This window comes from Pseudomonas sp. P1_C12, assembly GCF_056406435.1.
This window is the reverse complement of sequence record NZ_JBFUAE010000021.1, coordinates 43,022-66,582: the sequence shown is the minus strand read 5'-3', so window position 1 is coordinate 66,582 and position 23,561 is coordinate 43,022. Positions and strand designations below refer to the sequence as shown.

The window sequence follows — 23,561 nt, the reverse complement described above, 5'->3', positions numbered from 1 at the left end:
CGACAAATAAGAACAATAAACGGAGTAACTCATCCATGCAGTCCCTGCAGACCCAGGCTATCGCGCCTGCCCGCCTCTCCCGTTTCAGCCACACTGCGCTTGCCAGCGCTGCCGCCCTTGCCGGCTTTTCACCGTTGAGCCAGGCCGCATTCTTCGACGACAGCTCGGCCACTTTCGAAACCCGCAACATGTACTTCAATCGCGATTATCGCGACGGTACCAGTGCCCAACAGTCCAAGCGTGACGAGTGGGCCCAGGGCTTCATGCTCAATCTGAAATCAGGCTACACCGACGGCACCGTGGGGTTCGGTGTCGATGCGCTGGGCATGTTGGGGGTCAAGCTCGATTCAAGCCCTGACCGCACCGGTACCGGCCTGCTGCCGACTGACGATGGGCGAGCCGTCGATGAATACTCCAAGCTCGGCCTGACCGGCAAAGTGAAAATCTCCGCCAGCGAGCTGAAGATCGGCACCCTGATTCCGGAACTGCCGATCCTCAAGCCCAACGACGGGCGCATCCTGCCGCAGACCTTTGAAGGCGGCATGCTGACCTCCAAAGAGATCAAGAACCTGACCTTCACCGGCGGGCGTCTGGATAAAGCCAAGGACCGCGACAGCACCGACTTCGAGGACATTGCCCTCAACAACAAGAACGGCCGTTTCGCTGGCACCGTGGCCGGCAAGCACTTTGACTTTGGCGGCCTGGACTACAAGCTCACCGACAAGATCACCGGCAGCTACCACTTCGCGCAACTCGATGAAGTCTACAACCAGCATTTCCTCGGCTTGGTCGCCTCGCAGCCATTCGGTCCCGGCACCTTTGGCTCCGACCTGCGGTTTGCCATCAGTGACGACCAGGGCGAGGCCCGTGGCGGCAAGATCGACAACAAATCCCTCAACGGCCTGGTGAGTTACGCCTTGAGCGGGCACAAGTTCAGCGCGGGCTACCAGCACATGTCCGGCGACAGCGCGTTCCCGTATGTGGATGGCGCCGACCCGTACCTGGTGAACTTCGTGCAGATCAACGACTTTGCCGGGGCCGAAGAACGCTCCTGGCAAGCGCGTTATGACTTCGACTTCGTCACTCTCGGCGTCCCCGGCCTCACCTTCATGAGCCGTTACGTGAGCGGTGACAACATCAAGCTCAAGAACGGTGACGAAGGCAAAGAGTGGGAACGTAACAGCGAGATTAAATATGTTGTACAAAGCGGCGCGCTCAAGGATGTCGCCGTGCGTCTGCGCAATGCCACCTACCGTTCCAACTACTCCGCTCGCGATGCCGATGAAGTGCGTCTGCTGGTGAGCTATAGCGTTGCCCTTTGGTAATTCAGTACGTCAATAACAACAACTCCCAAGGAGACTTGAATGAACCTGTCAATGCGTAAACTAGCCCTCGCCGCCAGCGTCCTGCTGCTCACCGGCCAAGCGCTCGCCGAACCCAAACGTCCGGAATGCATCGCCCCGGCCTCGCCCGGCGGTGGTTTCGACCTGACCTGCAAACTGGCGCAAAGCGCACTGGTCAACGAAAAGCTGCTGACCAAACCGATGCGCGTGACCTACATGCCCGGCGGTGTCGGCGCGGTGGCGTACAACGCGGTGGTCGCCCAGCGTCCGGCCGATGCTGGCACCCTGGTGGCCTGGTCTAGCGGTTCGCTGCTGAACCTGGCCCAAGGCAAATTCGGTCGTTTCGATGAAACCAACGTTCGCTGGCTCGCTGCCGTTGGCACCAGCTATGGCGCCATCGCGGTGAAAAGCGATTCGCCTTACAAGACCCTCGACGACCTCGTTCAGGCACTGAAGAAAGATCCGAGCAAAGTAGTGATCGGTTCCGGCGGCACCGTCGGCAGTCAGGACTGGATGCAAACCGCGCTGATCGCCAAGGCCGCCGGAATCAACCCGCGTGACCTGCGTTACGTCGCCCTCGAAGGTGGCGGCGAGATTGCCACCGCCCTGCTCGGTGGCCACATCCAGGTCGGCAGCACCGACATCTCCGACTCCATGCCGCACATCCTGAGCGGCGACATGCGCCTGCTGGCGGTGTTCTCCGACAAACGCCTGGACGAGCCGGAAATGAAGGACATTCCGACAGCCCGCGAGCAAGGCTACGACATCGTCTGGCCGGTGGTGCGCGGCTTCTACCTCGGGCCAAAAGTCAGCGACGAAGACTACGCCTGGTGGAAAGCGGCCTTCGACAAACTGCTGGCTTCCGAAGACTTCGCCAAGTTGCGCGATCAGCGCGAGCTCTTCCCGTTCGCCATGACCGGTCCGGAGCTGGACACTTACGTGAAGAAGCAGGTCGCGGACTACAAAGTGCTGGCCAAAGAGTTCGGCCTGATCCAGTGATCGCCTCTGTCTAGCGGCCGCGGCTCCGTTTGGCGGAGTCGCGGCACAGGAGTTCCCCATGCTCTTACAACGCATTTTTGCTTCAGTGCTGTTGCTGGTCTGTCTCGGCCTGGCGCTGATGGCATGGCCGTATCAAGCGGCTTTTTCCTACGAACCGGTGGGGCCTCGGGCCTTTCCATTGCTGATGCTCGGCCTGATGGGCTCGGCACTGTTGTACATGGTGTTCCGTCCGGCACCGATCAAGCACAGTGCTGACGAGCCGCCGCTGGACCGCGAAACCCTGACCAAGATCGGCATCTGCGTGGTGCTGTTGCTGGTGTTCGCCGGCACCTTCGAACCCCTGGGTTTCATCGTCGCCAGCATCCTGATCGGCGTGCCCATGGCCCGTCTGTATGGCGGTCGCTGGGTGCCAAGCATCGTGATCATCAGTCTGATGGCCGTCGGCCTCTACCTGCTGTTCGACAAGTTGATGGACGTGCCGCTGCCGCTTGGCGTGCTCGACGTTCTGGAGAACTGATATGGATACTCTTGGCTATTTGGGTCAGGGTTTCGGCGTCGCGCTGAGCCCGTACAACTTGGTGACCGCGCTGTGCGGCACCCTGATCGGCACCGTGGTCGGCCTGTTGCCGGGCCTGGGGCCGATCAACGGCGTGGCACTGTTGATCCCGATCGCATTCGCCCTCGGCCTGCCACCGGAGTCGGCGCTGATTCTGCTGGCAGCGGTGTACCTGGGTTGCGAATACGGCGGCCGGATCAGCTCGATCCTGCTGAACATCCCGGGCGAAGCGTCCACCGTGATGACCACCCTTGACGGTTACCCGATGGCCCGCAAAGGCCTGGCCGGTGTAGCACTGTCGCTGTCGGCATGGAGCTCGTTCATCGGTGCCTTTATCGCGACCTGCGGCATGGTGCTGTTCGCCCCGCTGTTGGCGAAATGGGCGATTGCCTTCGGCCCCGCGGAATATTTCGTGTTGATGGTGTTCGCGATTGTCTGCCTCGGCGGCATGGCCGGTGACCGTCCGCTGAAGACGTTCATCGCGGCGCTGATCGGTCTGTTCCTGTCGACCGTCGGCATCGACGCCAACAGCGGTGTGTATCGCTTCACCGGAGACAACATCCACCTGACTGACGGCATCCAGTTCGTCGTGCTGGTGCTCGGTCTGTTCTCCATCAGCGAAATCCTCCTGCTGCTGGAAAAAACCCACCACGGCCAGGAAGCGGTGAAAGCCACCGGCCGCATGATGTTCAACTTCAAGGAAGCGGCGTCGGTGTTCGTGGTGAACATCCGTTGCGGCGTACTGGGTTTTATCATGGGCGTGTTGCCGGGTGCCGGTGCGACCCTGGCCAGTGCCGTGGCCTACATGACCGAAAAACGCATCGCCGGTACTGGCGGCAAATTCGGTCAAGGTGACATGCGCGGCCTCGCCGCCCCGGAAACCGCCATCGGCGGCGCGGCCTGCGGTGCGCTGGTGCCGATGCTGACCCTCGGCGTTCCAGGTTCGGGCACCACGGCGGTGATGATCGGCGCCCTGTCGCTGTACAACATCACTCCGGGCCCGCTGCTGTTCCAACAGCAACCGGACATCGTCTGGGGCCTGATCGCTTCGTTGTTCATCGCCAACGTGATGCTGGTGATCCTCAACATCCCGATGATCCGCATCTTTACCCGCATCCTCGCCGTGCCGAACTGGGCACTGGTGCCGGTGATCGCGATCATTACCGGGATTGGTGTCTACGCGGTGCACGCGACAACGTTCGACCTGTTCCTGATGATCGGCATCGGCATCTTCGGTTATATCCTGCGCAAGCTGGACTTCCCGCTGTCGCCGGTATTGCTGGGTTTCATCCTCGGCGGCCTGATGGAACAGAACCTGCGCCGCGCCCTGTCGATTTCCAACGGTGCGCTGGAAATCCTCTGGTCGAGCCCGATCACCTTCGGTTGCTGGGTGCTGACGGCGATCATGCTGCTGATGCCGCTCATCCGCATCTGGCGCAAACGTTCGGCCGCGCAACGCGTTATCGCCGATGTCTGATCGGTTCCCCTTCAAACTCTGGTGGGGAACCCCGCTGGTCGGCCTGCTGGGCGGTTACCTCGCCAGCCAGGTCGGCTGGCCTTTGCCGTGGATGGTCGGCTCGTTGCTGGCGATCATCCTCGTGCGCTGCCTGACACCCTGGCAATTGGCGGAAATCCCTGGCGGCCGCAAGTGCGGCCAGTGGATCGTCGGTATCGGTATCGGCCTGCATTTCACCCCGCTGGTGATGGAGCAGGTACTCAGTCATTTCGGTCTGATCTTCTTCGGTGCGTTGGTCACCAGCCTGTCGGCGGTCGTCGGCGTGTGGCTGATGCGCCGCACCGGTGAAGATCGCGCCACGGCGTTCTTTTCCAGCATGCCCGGCGGTTCCGGGGAGATGGTCAACCTCGGCGCCCGCAATGGTGCGGTGCTCAGCCGTGTGGCGGCGGGGCAGAGTTTGCGGGTGTTGGTGGTCGTGCTGTGCGTACCGGCAGCCTTCAAGTATCTGTTGGGCGACGGTGCGCCGATTTCCCATGTCGGCAGCATCGATTGGCGCTGGCTGGCAGTGTTGTTTCCCGCTGGAGCGTTGGCGGCCTGGATCTGGGAACGCCTGCGTCAACCCAACCCCTGGCTGTTCGGACCGTTGCTGGTCAGCGCGGCAGTCAGCATCGGCTGGGATCTGCACATCGGTTTGCCCAATGGCGCTAGCCAGATCGGTCAATGGTTGATCGGTAGCGGTCTGGGCTGTCACTTCAACCGGCAGTTTTTCCGGCGTGCGCCATCGTTCATGGGGCGCACCTTGATCGGCACGGTGTTGACCATGCTGATCGCCACGGTGGCGGCATTGGGTTTGAGTGCGATGACCCATCTGGATCTGCGTTCACTGACTTTGGGCATGATGCCCGGCGGTATTGCCGAGATGAGCCTGACGGCGGAAACCCTGCAACTGTCGGTGCCGCTGGTGACGGCGATGCAGGTGATGCGGTTGTTGTTTGTGCTGTTTCTGGCGGAGCCGTTGTTCAAGTACTGGAACCGGAATCCGGAGTAAGACCGAGTCAATTTCATCGCGAGCAGGCTCACTCCTACAGGGAACGCATTTCAATGTAGGAGTGAGCCGGCTCCGGGCGGCGTTCCGACGATGCTTTTTTCAAACAGATGGAAGACGCCACTCGATAGGCGTCTCGCCGTTCTGTTCGAGAAACTTGTTGGTCCGGCCGAAGTGCCCGCATCCGAGGAAGCCGCGATAGGCCGACAGCGGAGACGGGTGCACCGAGGTCAACACCAGGTGCTTGGTGGCATCGATCAGCTTCTGTTTGCTCTGGGCATGGGCGCCCCACAGCATGAACACCAGGTGCGGTTGTTGTTGGCTGACCACTTCAATGATTCGATCGGTGAAAAATTGCCAGCCCTTGTCCTTGTGCGCATTGGCGTTGGCCCGCTCGACGGTCATGGTGGTGTTGAGCATCAGCACGCCCTGATCGGCCCAGCTCTGCAGGTAGCCATGGTTGGGGATGTCGATGTTCAGGTCGCGTTTGAGTTCTTTGTAAATGTTCACCAGCGACGGCGGCGCCGGTACTCCAGGTTGTACAGAGAAGCACAAACCATGGGCCTGTCCCGGACCGTGATAAGGATCCTGACCGAGGATCACCACTTTGACCTTGTCCAGCGGCGTGGAATTGAGCGCGTTGAAGATCATCGGCCCCGGCGGATAGATCTCCTTGCCGGCCGCCCGCTCCTGTTGCAGGAAGTTTCGCAACTCTGCCATGTAGGGCTGGTCGAATTCGGCACGCAGTGCCTCCTTCCAGCTCGGTTCGAGTTTGATACGGTCTTCAGCAGTCATGGTTACATCCGGCAAAAACAATGGGGCGAACCCTAGGAAAGCGCATCACGCTTGTCAATTGATCTGACGCAGATCCGGCACTTTCCCACACAGCGATCATACTTAACCCTCAAATTCCCGATCGAGGTCACGATGAATCTGCACTTCGAAGAACTCACCGGCACCGACGGCGCACGCATCGGCATCGCCAGCCTGGATGCCGAAAAATCCCTGAACGCCCTGTCCCTGCCAATGATCAACGCCCTGCGCGACCGCCTGGAGGCCTGGGCCAAGGACCCGCAGATCGTCTGCGTCCTCTTGCGCGGTAATGGCGCCAAGGCTTTTTGCGCCGGGGGTGAAGTGCGCAGCCTGGTGGAAGCCTGCCGCGAGCAGCCCGGGGAAGTGCCACTACTGGCCGCGCACTTTTTTGCGGCGGAATATCGCCTGGACTTCAAACTTCATACCTACCCGAAACCGTTGATCTGTTGGGGCCACGGCTATGTGCTCGGTGGTGGCATGGGATTGTTGCAAGGGGCAAGCATCCGCATCGTCACGCCGAGCAGCCGGTTGGCCATGCCGGAGATCGGCATCGGCCTGTACCCGGATGTTGGCGCCAGTTGGTTTCTGTCGCGCCTGCCCGGCAAGCTCGGGTTGTTCCTGGGCCTGACCGGTGCGCACATGAACGGCCGCGATGCCATCGACCTGGACCTGGCCGATCGTTTCCTGCTCGATGAGCAGAAGCCGGAATTGATCGAAGGCCTGTTGCAATTGAACTGGCAGGAACAGACACCGATGCAGCTCAACAGCCTGCTCAAGGCCTTGCAGCAGGAAGCCGTGGCGCAGATGCCCGAGGCCCAGTGGCTGCCGCGCCGACAGCAGATCGACGAACTGCTGGACGTCAGCGACGTGCGTTGCGCCTGGAAGGCCATCAGCGCCTTGCGCGATCACTCCGACCTGTTGCTGAGCCGCGCGGCCAGGACCTTGAGCGAAGGCTCGCCGCTGACCGCTCATCTGGTGTGGGAGCAGATCATCCGTGCCCGGCACCTGTCGCTGGCCGAAGTCTTTCAGATGGAATACACCCTGAGCCTCAACTGCTGTCGTCATCCGGAATTCAGCGAAGGCGTACGTGCCCGGTTGATCGACAAGGATCAGAAGCCGCACTGGCACTGGCCAGATATCAACAACGTGCCGGACGCGGTAGTAGAGGCGCATTTTCACAAGGCGTGGGAAGGTCGGCATCCGTTGGCGGATTTATCCGAATACTAAACAAATTGTGGGAGCGAGCCTGCTCGCGAAGACGGAGTGTCTGACACACCGCCATCGCGAGCAGGCTCGCTCCCACAGGTTTTGTATTTGACTGAATGATTAGCGGTGGTTACCCCGCCAGTTGTGATCGCCACGTCCGCCACGATGGTTGCGCCCGTCGTGACCGCGATAGTCATTGTTCCAGCCCCCGCGGTTACGGCCGTCCCAGCCATGGTTCTGATGCATCCGGTAATCGCCCCGATATGGCTGGTAATAGCGTGGGGACGGTTGATACATCCGCGGCTGAGAGTAATAACGCGGTGTCGGCTGGTAATACCGCGCTGGCGGCATGTAATACCGAGGCTGCGGCGTGTAGTAACCATTGGAATAGTAGGAACTCCCCCCGGCGTAATAGGTTGGTGCAGGCGAGGTATAGACTTCGGAACTGTAGTAACTGCCTCCTTCGTCGTAGTAAGGCACGCACCCACCAAGGGACAATCCCAACACAGCTAGCAGAAGAATTCGGCGATACATGGCGGCCTCCTGGACCGCGGGTAAGCCACACCAGCGACGCTGGCAGGCGACAGTCAAATGTTCAGTGACTGTCGAAATATCAGACATCGAATTCGGAATCTGGTGCGCCCCCGAAACAAGTAGAAACATCTGGCCGATGAAAGGTTTTTCATCCATTCACGCCCTGATTAACGGTGGCCACCGTGAAATCCACCGCCATGATATCCACCTCCGTAATGCCCACCGCCGCGATAGCCGTGACCACCGTAGTAACCATGCCCACCGTAGTAATAGGAGCGATAACCACCGTAATAACGTGGGCCGTAGTAACCGTAGTAATAGGGCGAGTAGTAACCGGGGTAGTAATAAGGTGCCCCATAGACGTCCGCTGGATAGTCGTAGTAGTAGCAGCCAGACAATCCAAAACCGAGCACTGCACCGAGCAACAATCGACGCAACATGGCGGCCTCCGTAAAGACCTGTGACAGCAGTCGGCACAGACCGGCTGACATCTGTTTTGACTGGTAAATCTCTGCCAAGTGCAACGTCGCACCCACCTTCGGATCAGCGGCGGACAGGTTCCAATGCGGTGCACCAGCGCACCATCACAAGGCGGTGCGTCTTTCCAATCAACACCGTCGACCTCCCTGTCCCCCACGCTAGAGCGCTCGGGCCAACTTGGCACGTCTCTCGCTTTAGCGCACTTGTTCCAAAAAAATGTGCAGGCGTCACTACAGGTTCGCGGCACCACAATTTGCAATGGCTGACTAGGGTTCCGGCTCGCAATCGCGAGTGACTGGTCCGAGAGTTGGCGACCTCCAGTTGAGGTTACACGGCGGGACAAAAGCCCGGGAGACAAGCCACCGTTCGCGGTGCCGCTGCCTTCCTGTCCGTCCCTGATCAACTGGAGAACCACCATGTCCCAACTTCGTTTACCCGCCCTGCTCGCCGCTGCGTTCGCAGCCCTCGTGAGCGTCTCGTCCCAGGCCGCCCAGAAAGATCACTTCAGCGTGTGCTGGACGATCTACGCCGGCTGGATGCCGTGGGAATATGCCGGCAGCCAGGGCATCGTCGATAAATGGGCGAAAAAGTACGGCATCAAGATCGACGTGGTGCAACTCAATGACTACGTCGAATCCATCAACCAGTACACCGCCGGCCAATTCGACGGCTGCACCATGACCAACATGGACGCGCTGACCATTCCGGCCGCCGGCGGCGTCGACAGCACTGCGCTGATCGTCAGCGATTTCTCCAACGGCAACGACGGCATCGTGCTCAAGGGCGAAGGCAAAAAAGTCGCCGACCTCAAGGGCATGGACGTCAACCTGGTGGAGCTGTCGGTGTCCCATTACCTGCTGGCCCGGGCTCTGGATTCGGTGGACCTCACCGAGAAAGACCTGAAAGTGGTCAACACCTCCGACGCCGATATCTCGGCCGCCTTCAACACCGATCAGGTCAACGCCGTTACCACCTGGAACCCGATGCTCTCGGACATCAAGGCCAAGCCTGCCGTGACCGAGGTGTTCAACTCCAGCCAGATCCCCGGCGAAATCATGGACATGATGGTGGTCAACAGCGCCACCCTCAAAGACAACCCGGCCCTGGGCAAGGCATTGACTGGCGCCTGGTTCGAAGTGGTCGAGTTGATGAGCGCGAAAAACGCCGCCAGCAAAGCCGCGCTGGAACACATGGCCAAAGCCTCGGGCACTGACCTGGCGGGTTTCCAGGCACAACTGGACACCACCAGGCTGTTCGCCACGCCCAAGGAAGCCCTGGCGTTCAGCACCAGCAAGCAACTGCCGGAAACCATGCGCAAGGTCGCCGAGTTCTCGTTCCAGCACGGCTTGCTCGGTGAAGGCGCCAAAGACACCAGCGCGGTCGGCATGGCCTTCGCCAACGGCGTGACCAGCGGCGACAAGGGCAACCTCAAGCTGCGCTTCGACCCGAGTTACGTGCAGATGGCCGCCGACGCCAAGCTGTAATCAGGAGAACCGGCCATGCGTCTGATCAACCATCACCCGGACCGCCCGAGTCGCCTGCTGTTGGTGATCCTGCCGTTCGCCCTGGTGCTGTTCGCCTACTTCACGGGCTCGGCCGAGCGACTGGCGGACAACCCCAACGACAAGCTGCTGCCCAGTGCAGTGCAGATGACCGATGCGGTGAAACGCCTGGCGTTCGTGGCCGACAGCCGCACCGGCGAATACCTGCTCTGGCAGGACACGGCGTCCAGCCTGCAGCGTCTGGCCATTGGCCTGGGCATCAGCGCCCTGGCCGGGCTGTGCCTGGGCATCGCCGCCGGTACCCTGCCGTTGTTCGGTGCGCCGTTGTCACCCTTGCTGACCGTGCTGTCGATGGTGCCACCGCTGGCGATCCTGCCAATCCTGTTCATCGTCTTCGGTTTGGGTGAGTTGTCGAAAGTGATGCTGATCGTGATCGGCATTACTCCGGCGCTGGCCCGGGACCTGGAACAGCGCGCCCGGGAAATTCCCGTGGAACTGCTGATCAAGGCCCAGACCCTCGGCGCGTCTACCTGGACCCTGATGCTGCGGGTGGTGCTGCCGCAACTGCTGCCACGGTTGTTGATCTCGCTGCGACTGATGCTCGGCTCGGCATGGCTGTTCCTGATTGCCGCCGAAGCCATCGCCTCCACCGACGGCCTCGGCTACCGGATTTTCCTGGTGCGCCGCTACCTGGCGATGGACGTGATTTTGCCCTACGTGGTGTGGATCACCCTGCTCGCCTGGCTGATGGATTGGGGCCTCAAGTACCTCACCCGCCGTGCCTTTCCCTGGTATGAAGGGGCCGCAAAATGAGTTTCATCACCGTTAAAAACGTCTGGCAGCAATACGCCGATCAAGTGGTGCTTGAAGGCCTGAACCTGAACGTCAACGAAGGTGAGTTCTGCACCCTCGTGGGTGCCTCCGGTTGCGGCAAATCGACCTTCCTGCGCCTGCTGCTCGGCCAGGAACGCGCCAGTCGCGGCGAGATCCTGCTCGACGGCCAGCCCTTGGCCGCAGAGCCGGACGCCAGCCGTGGCGTGGTATTCCAGCGCTACTCGGTGTTCCCGCATCTGAGCGTACTGGACAACGTTGCTCTCGGCCTTGAACTGCCTCGTTCGCGTTTGCTTGGACGCCTGTTTGGCAGCGCGAAAAAAGAGGCCCGCGAACAGGCTTCGGTGCTGCTGCACAAAGTCGGCCTGGGCCACTCGCTGGACAAGTACCCGGCGCAGCTCTCCGGCGGCATGCAACAACGGCTGGCCATCGCCCAGGCGCTGATCATGAAGCCGCGGGTGTTGCTGCTCGACGAACCGTTCGGCGCCCTCGACCCGGGCATCCGCAAAGACATGCACGCCTTGCTCCTGGAGTTGTGGCGCGAGACCCGACTGACAGTGTTCATGGTCACCCATGACCTGTCCGAAGGCTTCAGCCTCGGCACCCGCTTGCTGGTGTTCGACAAGGTCCGTCTCGACCCGCATGCACCCGGCCGCTATGGCGCACGCATCACCTACGACATCCCTTTGAACAGCGACCGCCGCACCCACCGTGCCGCCGTCGACGCCCTGCCAGTGCAACTGGCGGGCTCACTTCGAACCGCTTGAGAGGGTTTTGCCCATGACTGATTCGACCCGACTGTTCCCGCCCTTCGCCGAGGAAATGCTCCCCGGCGGCAGCCATCGTTCCTTCGTGCTCAAGCGCGGCCAACTGCTGCGCCTGACCGACCTGCGCGGCGGCGCCAACGTCAGCCTGACGTTGCTTAACGCCAATGAAAAAACCGAGCGCTTGAACCTGCCCGACAGCCTCAAATGCCAACACACCGCCAAGCTCACCGCCGGCCACTGCCTGTACTCGGACATGGGCCGCGTGCTGGCCGCCATCACCGCCGACACCTGCGGCTGGAGCGACAGCCTGGGCGGCGTGCTCTGCGCTGAAGAAGTGACAGAAAAGTACGGCGCCGGCCGCTATCAGGAATTGCGCAACGGCTTCTTCCGCAATGGCACCGACAACCTGTTGGTGGAACTGGGCAAGTGGGGGCTGGGCCTGTCCGAGCTGCTGATGACCCTCAACCTGTTCAGCCGCGTGAACGTCGATGACGCCGGGCGTTTCCACTTCGTCGAAGGCAATTCCAAGGCTGGCGACTACATCGAGTTGTACGCGCCGATGGACACCCTGGTGGTACTCACCGCCCTGCAGCACCCGATGGATCCGTCGCCGCAATACGCACCGAAGCCCTTGAAGCTCAGCTGGATGAACGCCGACGCCAGCGTCGCCGAACACTGCCGCACCTCGCGCCCGGAAAACGAGCGTGGATTCATCAACACCGACCGTTTGTTCGCCTGAGGATCGCTGCCATGTCACTCGCAATCGCCACCGCTCCACAGTCGCCTGAAACGGCCGTCTACCGCGCCACCATCCCCGCCGGAGAGCCCTGGCTGATGGAGGTCAAGGCCGGCCAGACTTTGCGCATCCTCGACCTGGAGGGTAACCAGGCTGTCGACACCCTGTTCTACAGCGTTGCCAACCCGAAGGAACGCTACGACGTGCAGCGCACCCTGCGCCGGCAGAACAGCGTGTACCTGAGCACCGACAGCGTGCTGTATTCCAACCTCGGCAAGCCGATGCTGACCATCGTTGCCGACACTTGCGGGCGTCACGACACCCTGGGTGGCGCCTGTGCGCAAGAGAGCAACACCGTGCGCTACGCTCTGGAAAAACGCTACATGCACAGCTGCCGCGACAACTACCTGCGCGCCTGTGCTCACGATGGCCGCCTGGGCAAGGGCGACATCGGGCCGAACATCAACTTCTTCATGAACGTGCCGGTCACCGCCGACGGCGGCCTGACCTTCGAAGACGGCATCTCGGCACCGGGCAAGTACGTCGACCTGCGGGCCGAGATGGACGTGATCGTGCTGATCTCCAACTGCCCGCAACTGAACAACCCGTGCAACGCCTACAACCCCACCCCTGCGGAGCTGCTGGTATGGAACTGAAACTTTCGCGGTTGCGCCGCTGGTTGTTTGCCTTGTGCCAGGCCCGTTCAGGGCAGTGCATCAAATCTACAGAACACCAATAAACCCTGTAGGAGCGAGCCTGCTCGCGATGGCGTCAGCGCATTCACCACATAGGTTGACTGACCCACCGCTATCGCGAGCAGGCTCGCTCCTACAGGGGATCGGTGGTGTTGCGAAGTGAACTGATTTTTCACCGGGGACGGCCCTGGTGCATCAAGAAAAACTGCGGGACGGCCCGCATCCCAGTCGAGGCTGATGCGCTATCGCCTCCGGGGGTTATGCCATGTTCGAAAAAGTCCTGATCGCCAACCGTGGCGCCATTGCCTGCCGCATCCTGCGGACCTTGCGCGAGATGCAAGTGCAGGGTGTCGCCGTGTATTCCGAAGCCGATGCCGCCAGCCTGCACATCCTGCAAGCCGACGAGGCCCACAGCCTCGGTGAGGGTGCAGCGGCTGGAACTTATCTTGCGGTCGACAAGATCCTCGCCATCGCCAAGTCCACCGGCGCCACCGCGATCCATCCCGGCTACGGTTTTCTCTCGGAAAACGCCGCGTTCGCCGAAGCCTGCGAGGCCGCCAACATCGCCTTCATCGGCCCGACGCCCGAACAACTGCGCGCGTTCGGCCTCAAGCACACCGCCCGCGCCCTGGCCAAACAACACGGCGTGCCCATGCTCGACGGCACCGAATTGCTCGACAGCCTCGACGCCGCATTGGTCGCCGGCGAACAGGTCGGCTATCCGGTGATGCTCAAAAGCACCGCCGGCGGTGGCGGCATCGGCATGCGCGTGTGCCGCAGCGCGGCCGAGTTGAGCGAGTCCTTCGAAGCGGTCAAACGCCTGGGCCAGAACAACTTCAGCGACGCCGGGGTGTTCATCGAGAAGTACATCCAGCGTGCCCGCCATCTGGAAGTACAGGTGTTCGGCGATGGTCGCGGCGAGGTGATCGCCCTCGGTGTGCGCGATTGCTCGGTGCAGCGCCGCAACCAGAAAGTCCTCGAAGAAACCCCGGCGCCGAACCTGCCCGACGGCATGGCCGATGAGTTGTGCGCAGCGGCGGTCAAACTGGCCAAGGCTGTGAATTACCGCAGCGCCGGCACCGTGGAGTTTGTGTTCGACAGCGAGGCCCAGCGTTTCTACTTCCTGGAAGTGAACACCCGCTTGCAGGTGGAACACGGTGTCACCGAACAGGTATGGGGTGTCGATCTGGTGCGCTGGATGGTGCAACTGGCGGCCGGTGACCTGCCGCCGCTGAGCGATCTGGTACAGGGTTTGAAACCGGAGGGTCATGCGATTCAGGCACGGTTATACGCGGAGGATCCGGGTCGTGATTTTCAACCGAGCCCAGGCTTGCTCACCGCCGTGGATTTCCCGCCGGCCAATGGCATTCAACTGCGCATCGACACCTGGGTCGAGGCTGGCTGCGAGATCCCGCCCTACTTCGACCCGATGATCGCCAAGCTCATCAGTTGGGCGCCGACTCGCGAAGAAGCCACTGCGGACCTGTATCAGGCGCTGGGCGACAGCCTGCTCTATGGCGTGGAAACCAACCGCGATTACCTGCGGCAGATTCTGCTCGACGCGCCTTTCGCCAGCGGCCAGCCATGGACCCGTTGCCTGGAGGGTCTGCTGTACCAGGCCAACACTTTCGAAGTGCTCAGCGCTGGCACCCAGACCAGCGTGCAGGACTATCCCGGTCGCCTCGGTTACTGGGCGGTGGGTGTACCGCCGTCGGGGCCGATGGACAGTCGCGCGCTGCGTTTGGGCAACCGCTTGCTGGGCAATGACGAAGGCGTGGCGGCACTGGAAATCACCATGAGCGGGCCGTTGCTGCGCTTCAATTGCGAGACGGTAGTAGCCGTGACCGGCGCGGTGATTCCATTGCTGCTCAATGGCGAAAGCGTACCGATGAACACTGCGTTGATGGTTCCGGCAGGCGCTACCATGAGCCTCGGCACCATTGCCGGAGCCGGTGCCCGCAGCTATCTGTGCCTGCATGGCGGCCTGCAAGTGCCGGATTATCTGGGCAGCAAAAGCACCTTCACCCTTGGCCAATTCGGCGGCCACGGTGGCCGCGCCTTGCGAGCCGGTGATGTATTGCACCTGCCAGCCCTGAATGACCACAGCGCCGGTCAGCAACTGGCTGAAGATCAGCTCACCGAACTGCCTGCGGTTCGGCGAATTCGAGTGATTTACGGCCCCCACGGGGCTCCGGAATACTTCACCGAAAACTACATCGACACCTTCTTCGCCACGCAGTGGGAAGTGCATTTCAACTCCAGCCGCACGGGCGTTCGCCTGATCGGACCGAAGCCGGAATGGGTGCGTGCCGACGGTGGTGAAGCCGGTTTGCATCCGTCGAACATCCACGACAATCCGTACGCGATCGGCGCGGTGGATTTTACCGGTGACATGCCGGTGATCCTCGGACCGGATGGCCCGAGCCTTGGCGGGTTCGTGTGCCCGGTGACGGTGATCGAGGCGGATCTTTGGCAGTTGGGGCAGCTCAAGGCAGGGGACAAGGTGCAGTTCCTGCCGGTCGATATCAAAACTGCCCGAGCCCTCGCCTTGAAATGGGATCACTGTAGGAGCTGGCTTGCCAGCGAAAACGGTGTGTCAGCGACATCAATGTTGACTGACAGGGCCCCTTCGCTGGCAAGCCAGCTCCTACAAGGGGTTGTGTCGCCTGTGGTATTGGATTTGGGGCGGGACGACACGCGTCTGGTGGCGAGGCTCTCGGGCGACACCCACCTGCTGCTGGAAATCGGCGCCCCCGAACTGGACCTCGTCCTGCGCTTCCGCGCCCACGCCCTCATGCAGGCGCTGGAAAGCAAACACCTGCACGGTGTGATCGACCTCACCCCCGGCATCCGCTCACTGCAAATCCATTATCAGCCCGAGCAACTATCACTACCGGATCTGCTCGGCATCGTTGCCGGCGAATGGGACGCCGTGTGCGCCGCCAAAGACCTGCAAGTACCGTCGCGCATCGTGCATCTGCCGCTTTCCTGGGACGACCCGGCGTGCCAGCTGGCCATCGAGAAATACATGACCACCGTGCGTAAGGACGCCCCCTGGTGCCCGAGCAACCTGGAGTTCATCCGCCGCATCAACGACCTGCCGAACCTCGATGAAGTGCAACGCACGGTGTTCGACGCCAGCTACCTGGTGATGGGTCTGGGTGACGTCTACCTCGGCGCACCGGTCGCCACCCCGCTCGACCCGCGTCATCGCCTGGTCACCACCAAGTACAACCCGGCGCGCACCTGGACCGCGGAAAACTCGGTGGGCATCGGTGGCGCCTACATGTGCGTCTACGGTATGGAAGGCCCCGGCGGTTATCAGTTTGTCGGGCGTACGTTGCAGATGTGGAACCGCTACCGCGACGTTGCCGCGTTCGATGGCAAACCGTGGTTGCTGCGGTTTTTCGACCAGATCCGTTTCTACCCGGTCAGCGCCGATGAACTGCTGCGCATTCGCCGGGACTTCCCCCTCGGGCGCTTCGACCTGAACATCGAGCACAGTCAGTTGAACCTTGCGGATTACCAGGCGTTTCTGGCGCAGGAAGCCGAGACCATCGACGCGTTTCGCGATCAGCAAAAAGGCGCATTCAATGCCGAGCGCGAACGCTGGATCGCCAGCGGCCAGGCGCATTTCGACAGTGAAGAACCGGCCCCGGAGACGACCGAAGAGACGCCGCTGGCCGGCGGCCAACAGAGCGTCGACAGCCACATCGCCGGCAACCTCTGGCAGGTTCAGGTCGAGGTCGGCAGCCGCGTCGAGGCCGGTGACGTGCTGGTGATCCTGGAGTCGATGAAGATGGAAATCCCCCTGCTCGCGCCGATGGCCGGCGTGGTGCGCGAGATTCGCGTGCAACCGGGTTCGGCGGTGCGCGCCGGACAGCGCGTCGTGGTGCTGGAACTCGACTGAACCCATTTTGAAAAGGACTCATGCCATGAACATCAATCTGCAACTCGACGCCGTGCGTGGCGCTTATCGCGACGGCCGCACCACGCCACGACAATTACTGCTGCAACTGCGGGACAAAGCCGCTGCGCTGAACCCGGACTATCACCTGTTCATCCACTTGCTCAGTGTCGATGAACTGGAGCCCTACCTCGCCGCCCTCGACGGTCGCGACCTCGACAGCCTGCCGCTGTACGGCGTGCCGTTTGCGATCAAGGACAACATCGACCTGGCGGGCATTCCGACCACGGCGGCGTGCCCGGCATTTGCCTATGTGCCGGAGCGTTCGGCGACCATCGTCGAGCAACTGCTGGCCCTCGGTGCAATTCCGTTGGGCAAGACCAACCTCGACCAATTCGCCACGGGGCTCAACGGCAGCCGCTCACCGTACGGCGCGTGCCCCAACAGCGTGTTGCCGGAATACCCGTCGGGCGGTTCCAGCGCCGGTTCGTCGCTGGTGGTGGCGCTCGGGATCGCGAGTTTTTCCCTGGGCACCGACACAGCAGGCTCCGGGCGTGTGCCGGCGGCGTTGAATAATCTGATCGGCCTGAAAGCCACCAAGGGCCTGATCTCGACGGCCGGCGTCGTACCGGCTTGTCGTACGCTGGATTGCGTCACCACGTTCACTGCCACCGCGCGGGAGGCCAGTCAGTTGCTAGCACTCACCGCGCGCCTCGATCCACGGGACGAATACAGCCGCAGCAACCCGTTGTGGAACGACGGCTCGGCGTTCGGCACACCGCGGCCGTTCCGTTTCGGTGTGCCGCGTGCGCAGGACCTGCAATTTTTCGGTTGCCCTGAAGGCCCGCTGTTGTTCGGTGATGCCATCGACCACCTCAAGGCCTTGGGTGGCGAAGCGGTGGAACTGGACCTGTCGCCATTTCTGGAGGCCGCCCGCTTGCTCTATGAAGGCCCGTGGGTGGCCGAGCGCTACAGCGTGGCCGGTGAGTTGATGGCGCAAAACCCCGAGGCCGTGTTGCCAGTGATTCGCGCCGTATTGGCCAAGGCGCCCGCCGTCGACGGCGTGCAAACCTTCCGCGCCCAATACCGCCTGCAAGCGCTCAAAGCCCTGTGCGACAACGCGCTGGAGGGCCTCGATTGTGTCGTCACGCCGACCATCGGCCGCCCGGTGACGCTGGCGGAACTCGAGGCCGAACCGGTGCTGCGCAATTCGGAACTGGGCTACTACACCAACTTCATGAACCTGCTCGACTACGCCGCCGTCGCCGTGCCCAGCGCCTTCATGGACAACGGCATGCCCTGGGGCGTGACGCTGTTTGGCCGCGCCTTTACCGATCAGTATCTATTGAGCGTGGCGGATGCACTGCAGCGTCAGCAAGGCCTGGCCGCACCTGCCCCGGCGCCGGTTGCACGCCATGATCGGGCGCGGCTGGTGGTCTGCGGCGCGCATCTGGACGGGCTGGCGTTGAACTGGCAGCTCAAGCAGCGCGGTGCCCGGTTGCTGGAATCGACATTCAGCTCGCCGGACTATCAACTCTATGCCCTGGCCGGCGGCCCGCCGTTTCGTCCGGGCATGGTCCGCGTGAAGGATGGCGGCGTGGCGATTGCGGTGGAGGTCTGGGAGCTGCCAAGCCGTGAACTCGGCTCGTTCCTGACCGGGATTCCGGCACCGCTGGGGCTGGGCAAGGTGCAACTGGCGGATGGTCGCTGGGAGAGCGGATTTATCTGTGAGGCGTATGGGCTGGAGGGTGCGGTGAACATCAGCCACTTTGGCGGCTGGCGGATGTATCTGAAAACACTGCTGTGATCTTTCGATTCGCTGGCAAGCCAGCTCCTACAGGGTTAGCGCAGAACTGGTAGGAGCTGGCTTGCCAGCGAAGGCATCAGCCCAGGCACCGCGGCACCTGGTCCCAGCCGATTTACCCTATGAATCCAGCAGTTATTTCCCCACAGCCCGATGACACCTTGCACAGCCTGCTGTCACGGGCGGATCATGCGATGTATCGGGCCAAACAAAGTGGCCGCAACCGAACCTGCGTAGAGAAGTCTCACTCCGTCCATGAACCAGCCTGATCTCTGCCCCGCCTGCGGCGCCCCCAACGACTGCACTCTGGCTGACCCGCGAACCGCCGACCGCGCCTGCTGGTGCTACGGCGTCAGCATCGACCCGGCGGTGCTCCAGGCGCTGCCGACGGAACTACGCAACGCCTCGTGCCTGTGCCCGCGTTGCGCCGAAGTCGAGACGCAGTTGCAAGCAGCGCCCGAATCGTTCTAGTAAGATGCGCGCCCCTTTCCTCACTGATCCTTAGTCATGCGCGTCGACCGTTTCCTCAGCAATCTGCCGTGCTTCAACCGTAAGCAGGTACGCCTGTTGCTGGTGGAAAAACGCGTCAGGGTTGACGGAAAAGTCGTCAGCGACCCGCACAGCGAAGTCCGCGAATTCAGCCGCGTCGAAGTCGACAACGACGTGCTGCAAGTCGGTAAACCCCTGCGCCACTTCATGCTGCACAAACCTGCCGGTTGCGTCAGCGCTACCAAGGACCCGCAGCACCCGACCGTGCTCGACCTGATTCATGAACCGGACAAGGAAGAACTGCACATCGCCGGACGCCTGGATTTCAATACTACCGGTCTGATGCTGATCACCAACGACGGCAGCTGGTCGCGACGCTTGACCCAACCACAGACCAAACTGCCCAAGGTCTATTACGTCGAAACCGAACAGGACATCGGCCCCGAATACGCGATCAAGTTCAGCGAAGGGCTGTACTTCGCCTTCGAAGACCTCACCACGCAACCGGCCGGGCTAGAGCTGCTCGGGGCAAAATGCGCACGCCTGAGCATCGTCGAGGGCCGTTATCACCAGGTCAAGCGCATGTTCGGCCACTTCAATAACAAGGTGATGCGCCTGCACCGCGAACGCATGGGGCCGCTGGTGCTCGACGACGCGTTGAAACCGGGCGAATACCGCCCACTGACCGATGAAGAGATCGGATCGATCTAAGCAGGCGACCGCCGAGCAGAAGTTGTCGAACAATTTACCAATGGCACTTGCGCGATGACGTGACCCCTGCTTGAATCAGGACGTCGGCCGAAATGTGACCGATGAGTCACCCCATACTTCTAAGAAACTTTTTGCCGGTAGGAACCCTTCGGTTCCGGCCTCATCCGGCAGACTGCCCGCCAATAACAATACCCGTCGACCGGACTGCAATGGATCGACATGGGCCTCTCAAATTCCAGGCGTATGCCTACCTGTCACAAAGCTCGTGCAATCTCTATTTGCGCGCATACCCGCTTGCCAGGAGTCTTATGACATGAGGCCAGAAATCGCTGTGCTGGATATACAGGGTCAGTATCGGGTTTACACGGAGTTCTATCGCGCAGACGCCGCAGAGAAGACCATTATCTTGGTCAACGGCTCGATGGCCACGACTGCGTCGTTTGCACAGACCGTGAAAAACCTCCATCCGCAGTTCAACGTCGTCTGCTACGACCAGCCCTACGCGGGCCGGTCAAAAGCCCACAACCTGCATGAGAAAATGCTCACCAAGGAAATCGAAGGGCAGATCCTGCTTGAGCTGATCGACCACTTCGCCGCCGAGCACGTGCTGTCGTTTTCCTGGGGTGGCGCCGCGACCATGATGGCGTTGTCGCAACGGCCACGGCGCATCGAAAAAGCCGTGATCAGCTCGTTCTCCCCGGTGATCAACGCACACATGCTCGACTACCTCGAGCGCGGCGTCGAACACCTCGGCAACCTGGACCGCGACCGGGTCGGACACCTGGTGAACGACACCATCGGCAAACACCTGCCGTCGTTGTTCAAGCGCTTCAACTATCGCCACGTCAGCTCCCTGGCCGAACATGAGTACGGGCAGATGCACTTCCACATCAACGACGTGCTGCACAGCGACCGCCAGTGCTACCTGCACGCGGCGAAAAAAATCGACGTGCCAGTGCTGTTCCTCAACGGCGAATGGGATGAATACACCGCCGCCGCCGACGCCCGGTTGTTCGCCAGCCACGTGCAACACAGCACATTCAGCACCCTCCAGGCCACCGGCCACTTTCTCGACATGGAGCACAAAGCCGCCTGCCGAGACAGCCGCAACGCACTGATGGGCTTCCTGAAACCTTCACAACACGAAAGCCGACCGCGTTACCACTACGTCCAGGACCACCATGCATTGGCAATCTGAAATAGAGTCATCGCGAGCAAGCTTCGCCCCGCAGCGTTAATCGCATTTCTGTAGGAGCGAGGCTTGCCCGCGAACGACCGCCATGCGGTCTATGCATCGTTTCACCTGCGCTAAAGCCATTTGGTGCAAAGAAAAACTTCAAATCCCCGCGCGTATCTGGTACAAAGTCAGCCGCTCTGAGCGGGTGTCGTATAATGGCATTACTCCAGCTTCCCAAGCTGATAACGAGGGTTCGATTCCCTTCACCCGCTCCACTAATTTCAAAGCTTCCAGCAGCGTCTGTACGCATCGACAACGAGCTGGAGGTCGCATTGGGGGACGTTTAGTCTCACCATCGCGCTTCAGACCAAATCCTCACCTCGCCATACCCGCCACGCCACTTCATGTTGCCCCGTCGGAAAACGATCTGGCCGGTTTAAAGCGCATCAAAATCAAATGTCGGAACATATCCTGAACCGAGCTGGTATGGACATTTCGACGTCACAAAATCATTGCTTAACAAATCATCCGAGCTCTTATATTCACTCGTGAGAACGCCAGTGATATTTAAAAGCGTATGCGGCAAGGACGATATGCTAGCTCTTTGATTCTCTCTTTCCTTCAACTTTGAAAGCTTGAGCGCTTGCTGGTTTGAAATATTATCGGATGCCCAGACAAACGCCGAAACCGGCAGATCATACTTATTGCCAATTCCATGACCCAACAGCCCTCGACTATCATCCATGAGATTTTCGCCATGATCCGATGAATAAAACAAGATCGATGGTTTTTTGCTCAATTTCAATTGCTCAATAATTGAGATTAACAGCCAGTCCGTATACAAGATGGAATTATCATATTCTGCGGTGATTTTATCTTTTACGCTATTGGTTGACGGCTTGAATTTTTTGAAATCATCTGGATACCGGCGCGAGTAATCGAAATGACTGCCCTTGATGTGGATAAATATGGCTTGTTTTTGCGTACCGCCGTTGTTTAAAATTCTTTCATATTCCGGCATCAATGCTCCGTCATAGCTCCTTTCAAAATATTGCCAATTTTGTGCCTCTGCTGCTATTTGCGGAATTATTCCGCCGAAACTATCGACTTCCTGCACTGACAACCAATAGGTCATGTAACCGGCTGCGCGAAATATACCCACCAAGGATTTTTTTGACGCAATGGCATTCCAATCCGATATGGGCTCAAGGCTGAGCATTGAGGGAACGGCGACCGAAGTATATGGGGCTGTCGTACACATGCGATTGAACTTGTAAATCCCTGCCAGCTTGTCGAGATTCGGAGTGGTCTGCTTGTCATATCCGTAGAGAGACCAATTTTGCGGCCGCGATGACTCACCGATTACAAAAACAACAGTTTCTATATTTGACTCATTCGAAACACTGATTATTTTCACCTCCGATTCCTGGCGCCGCTTGATAAATTGCTCCGATTGCAAATACAAGTGAGCAGTGAGGCCGAGTTGCGATAAGTACCCGACGGGCGTGCTTTGATCTTTTGCAACGAGATCCAGGACCGCATGCTTCCCGAAAGAATTGACTTTGACCGTTTTATAAAAATACGCGCCATACCCCAAAAGCAAGGCACTAATTGCCAAAACGAAAATACCCTTGTTTTTATGTAATTCACGCTTATGCAAGCCTATGAGCCCTGCCCCATAGCAAGCGACGAATATTATCAAAACGATGGTAAGCGGCCGCCAATAAGTCGGCAAAAAATCGCTTGCCTCCTTGTAGTTGTTCAAACCGATAAACACATAGGCCGCCGTGAATCTCGAATTGAAATTCAGAACAAGGAATAGATCGACGACCGCCAACAAATAGAACGGAAGCAGAACGACGTGAGTTTTGAATTGATTGAACGAAGAAAATCGAATCGCCAGAAGCCACAACACTGAAATAGAGATGGTATACATGGCCAATAAATCAATTTTCGAGTATCGATAGTTTATGATTAATCTAATTATCAGCGGCGACAACAAAAAAGCCCACAATACTAAGTTTGGCCATTCCGCTTTAAATACTCTTGTTGGGTAATCGATGGCCTTTGCTGATATTTTCATAGTCGAGCTGTTCTCGTCGGATCCAACCTGCTGCCCAAAGGTTAGCTCAGTTGGCGTGTAGCGCCACGAGGCTCACCCTGCATTCGCAACAGCGCAGAATCGACCCGCCGGGCCAAGCGCTCGTATAGTTTTCGTATAGATCCGCCCCTGCTCGTAAAGAAGCAATAGCGCTGCGTTGAGCCGGACGGGAGATACCTTATCCTCCCGGCTTACCCTTTGCCCCGATATCACCATGGACAGTTCAGAGTTGGGAATCATGATCGTTTCAATGATCGGGTTGTTCGGCTTTGCTTCGTTTATTTTTGAATACTTGAGTGCCAGGCGCTCAAAGAAAAGTAAGCCGCAGTGATTTTCACCATCTCGCGATGGCCAACGCCAATCCGTTAAGCGCGACTCTGAACCTGTGACGAGGGAGCTTGCTCCCGTT

20 protein-coding genes, 1 tRNA gene, 1 pseudogene and 1 riboswitch are annotated in these 23,561 nt (G+C 60.0%); of the genes and pseudogenes, 18 read left to right on the top strand and 4 right to left on the bottom strand.

Annotation, left to right across the window (positions count from 1 at the left end; genetic code table 11):
* Positions 1–35 precede the first annotated feature (35 nt).
* From AC1D19_RS26790 to AC1D19_RS26770, 5 genes are read left to right on the top strand one after another with little or no spacing between them, the layout of a single operon-like run.
* A complete protein-coding gene (locus tag AC1D19_RS26790; protein ID WP_477765116.1) occupies positions 36–1,325 on the top strand; it encodes an OprD family porin in 1,290 nt (429 codons plus the stop codon).
* A 39-nt stretch (positions 1,326–1,364) separates the two neighbouring features.
* Entirely contained in the window at positions 1,365–2,342 is a 978-nt protein-coding gene (locus tag AC1D19_RS26785; RefSeq protein ID WP_477765115.1) for a Bug family tripartite tricarboxylate transporter substrate binding protein, read from the top strand.
* A gap of 58 nt (positions 2,343–2,400) precedes the next feature.
* Entirely contained in the window at positions 2,401–2,859 is a 459-nt protein-coding gene (locus tag AC1D19_RS26780) for a tripartite tricarboxylate transporter TctB family protein (RefSeq protein ID WP_046041541.1), read from the top strand.
* A 1-nt stretch (position 2,860) separates the two neighbouring features.
* A complete protein-coding gene (locus tag AC1D19_RS26775) occupies positions 2,861–4,375 on the top strand; it encodes a tripartite tricarboxylate transporter permease (RefSeq protein WP_477765114.1) in 1,515 nt (504 codons plus the stop codon).
* A complete protein-coding gene (locus AC1D19_RS26770) occupies positions 4,368–5,402 on the top strand; it encodes an AbrB family transcriptional regulator (RefSeq protein WP_477765113.1) in 1,035 nt (344 codons plus the stop codon). Before AC1D19_RS26775 ends, AC1D19_RS26770 begins: the two co-directional genes overlap by 8 nt.
* A 99-nt stretch (positions 5,403–5,501) precedes the next feature.
* On the opposite strand, the gene ung is transcribed toward AC1D19_RS26770, so the two are convergent.
* Positions 5,502–6,194 carry a uracil-DNA glycosylase gene (gene ung / locus AC1D19_RS26765; RefSeq protein WP_477765112.1) on the bottom strand — a complete coding sequence of 231 codons (693 nt, stop codon included), beginning with the start codon at positions 6,192–6,194 and terminating at the stop codon, positions 5,502–5,504.
* A gap of 132 nt (positions 6,195–6,326) precedes the next feature.
* Here ung and AC1D19_RS26760 point away from each other — a divergent pair, with 132 nt between their 5' ends.
* Positions 6,327–7,439, top strand: a complete 1,113-nt coding sequence (locus AC1D19_RS26760; RefSeq protein ID WP_477765111.1) for an enoyl-CoA hydratase/isomerase family protein — start codon at positions 6,327–6,329, stop codon at positions 7,437–7,439.
* A gap of 99 nt (positions 7,440–7,538) precedes the next feature.
* On the opposite strand, the gene AC1D19_RS26755 is transcribed toward AC1D19_RS26760, so the two are convergent.
* Both AC1D19_RS26755 and AC1D19_RS26750 read right to left on the bottom strand, forming a co-directional pair.
* Complete coding sequence (locus tag AC1D19_RS26755; protein ID WP_477765110.1) at positions 7,539–7,952, bottom strand: hypothetical protein; 414 nt, start codon at positions 7,950–7,952, stop codon at positions 7,539–7,541.
* Positions 7,953–8,119: 167 nt separating this feature from the next.
* Entirely contained in the window at positions 8,120–8,392 is a 273-nt protein-coding gene (locus AC1D19_RS26750; protein ID WP_223458309.1) for a hypothetical protein, read from the bottom strand.
* 295 nt (positions 8,393–8,687) lie between these two features.
* Positions 8,688–8,788: riboswitch (guanidine-I (ykkC/yxkD leader) on the top strand.
* Positions 8,789–8,848: 60 nt separating this feature from the next.
* Between AC1D19_RS26750 and AC1D19_RS26745 the strand changes: the two genes are divergently transcribed.
* From AC1D19_RS26745 to AC1D19_RS26690, 12 genes and pseudogenes are all read left to right on the top strand, one after another.
* Positions 8,849–9,916 carry a putative urea ABC transporter substrate-binding protein gene (locus tag AC1D19_RS26745; RefSeq protein ID WP_477765109.1) on the top strand — a complete coding sequence of 356 codons (1,068 nt, stop codon included), beginning with the start codon at positions 8,849–8,851 and terminating at the stop codon, positions 9,914–9,916.
* Between the two features lie 15 nt (positions 9,917–9,931).
* Complete coding sequence (locus AC1D19_RS26740) at positions 9,932–10,747, top strand: ABC transporter permease (RefSeq protein WP_477765108.1); 816 nt, start codon at positions 9,932–9,934, stop codon at positions 10,745–10,747.
* Positions 10,744–11,532, top strand: a complete 789-nt coding sequence (locus AC1D19_RS26735; protein WP_477756186.1) for an ABC transporter ATP-binding protein — start codon at positions 10,744–10,746, stop codon at positions 11,530–11,532. The genes AC1D19_RS26740 and AC1D19_RS26735 overlap by 4 nt, the downstream gene beginning before the upstream one ends.
* A 13-nt stretch (positions 11,533–11,545) precedes the next feature.
* Positions 11,546–12,271, top strand: a complete 726-nt coding sequence (locus AC1D19_RS26730; protein WP_477765107.1) for an urea amidolyase associated protein UAAP1 — start codon at positions 11,546–11,548, stop codon at positions 12,269–12,271.
* Positions 12,272–12,282: 11 nt separating this feature from the next.
* Positions 12,283–12,924, top strand: coding sequence for an urea amidolyase associated protein UAAP2 (locus AC1D19_RS26725; protein WP_477765106.1), 642 nt, complete (start codon positions 12,283–12,285; stop codon positions 12,922–12,924).
* A 304-nt stretch (positions 12,925–13,228) separates the two neighbouring features.
* On the top strand, positions 13,229–16,873 hold the full coding sequence (uca, locus tag AC1D19_RS26720; protein WP_477765105.1) for an urea carboxylase: 3,645 nt from the start codon (positions 13,229–13,231) through the stop codon (positions 16,871–16,873).
* Between the two features lie 25 nt (positions 16,874–16,898).
* Positions 16,899–18,677 carry an allophanate hydrolase gene (gene atzF / locus AC1D19_RS26715; RefSeq protein WP_477765104.1) on the top strand — a complete coding sequence of 593 codons (1,779 nt, stop codon included), beginning with the start codon at positions 16,899–16,901 and terminating at the stop codon, positions 18,675–18,677.
* Between the two features lie 143 nt (positions 18,678–18,820).
* Positions 18,821–18,943 (top strand): annotated as a pseudogene (locus AC1D19_RS26710) (hypothetical protein); the annotation flags it as partial.
* Positions 18,930–19,145 (top strand): cysteine-rich CWC family protein, encoded by a 216-nt coding sequence (locus tag AC1D19_RS26705; RefSeq protein ID WP_477755882.1) that lies wholly within the window; start codon positions 18,930–18,932, stop codon positions 19,143–19,145. The pseudogene AC1D19_RS26710 and the gene AC1D19_RS26705, both read left to right, overlap by 14 nt.
* A gap of 36 nt (positions 19,146–19,181) precedes the next feature.
* The gene (locus tag AC1D19_RS26700) at positions 19,182–19,874 is read left to right on the top strand and encodes a pseudouridine synthase (RefSeq protein ID WP_477765103.1); all 693 of its coding nucleotides are present in this window, start codon (positions 19,182–19,184) and stop codon (positions 19,872–19,874) included.
* 313 nt (positions 19,875–20,187) lie between these two features.
* Entirely contained in the window at positions 20,188–21,072 is an 885-nt protein-coding gene (locus tag AC1D19_RS26695; protein ID WP_477755880.1) for an alpha/beta fold hydrolase, read from the top strand.
* A gap of 180 nt (positions 21,073–21,252) precedes the next feature.
* Positions 21,253–21,326, top strand: a tRNA-Gly gene (locus AC1D19_RS26690).
* 161 nt (positions 21,327–21,487) lie between these two features.
* Here the strand turns inward: AC1D19_RS26690 and AC1D19_RS26685 are convergent.
* A complete protein-coding gene (locus tag AC1D19_RS26685; RefSeq protein ID WP_477765102.1) occupies positions 21,488–23,134 on the bottom strand; it encodes a phosphoethanolamine transferase in 1,647 nt (548 codons plus the stop codon).
* Between the last annotated feature and the right edge of the window lie 427 nt (positions 23,135–23,561).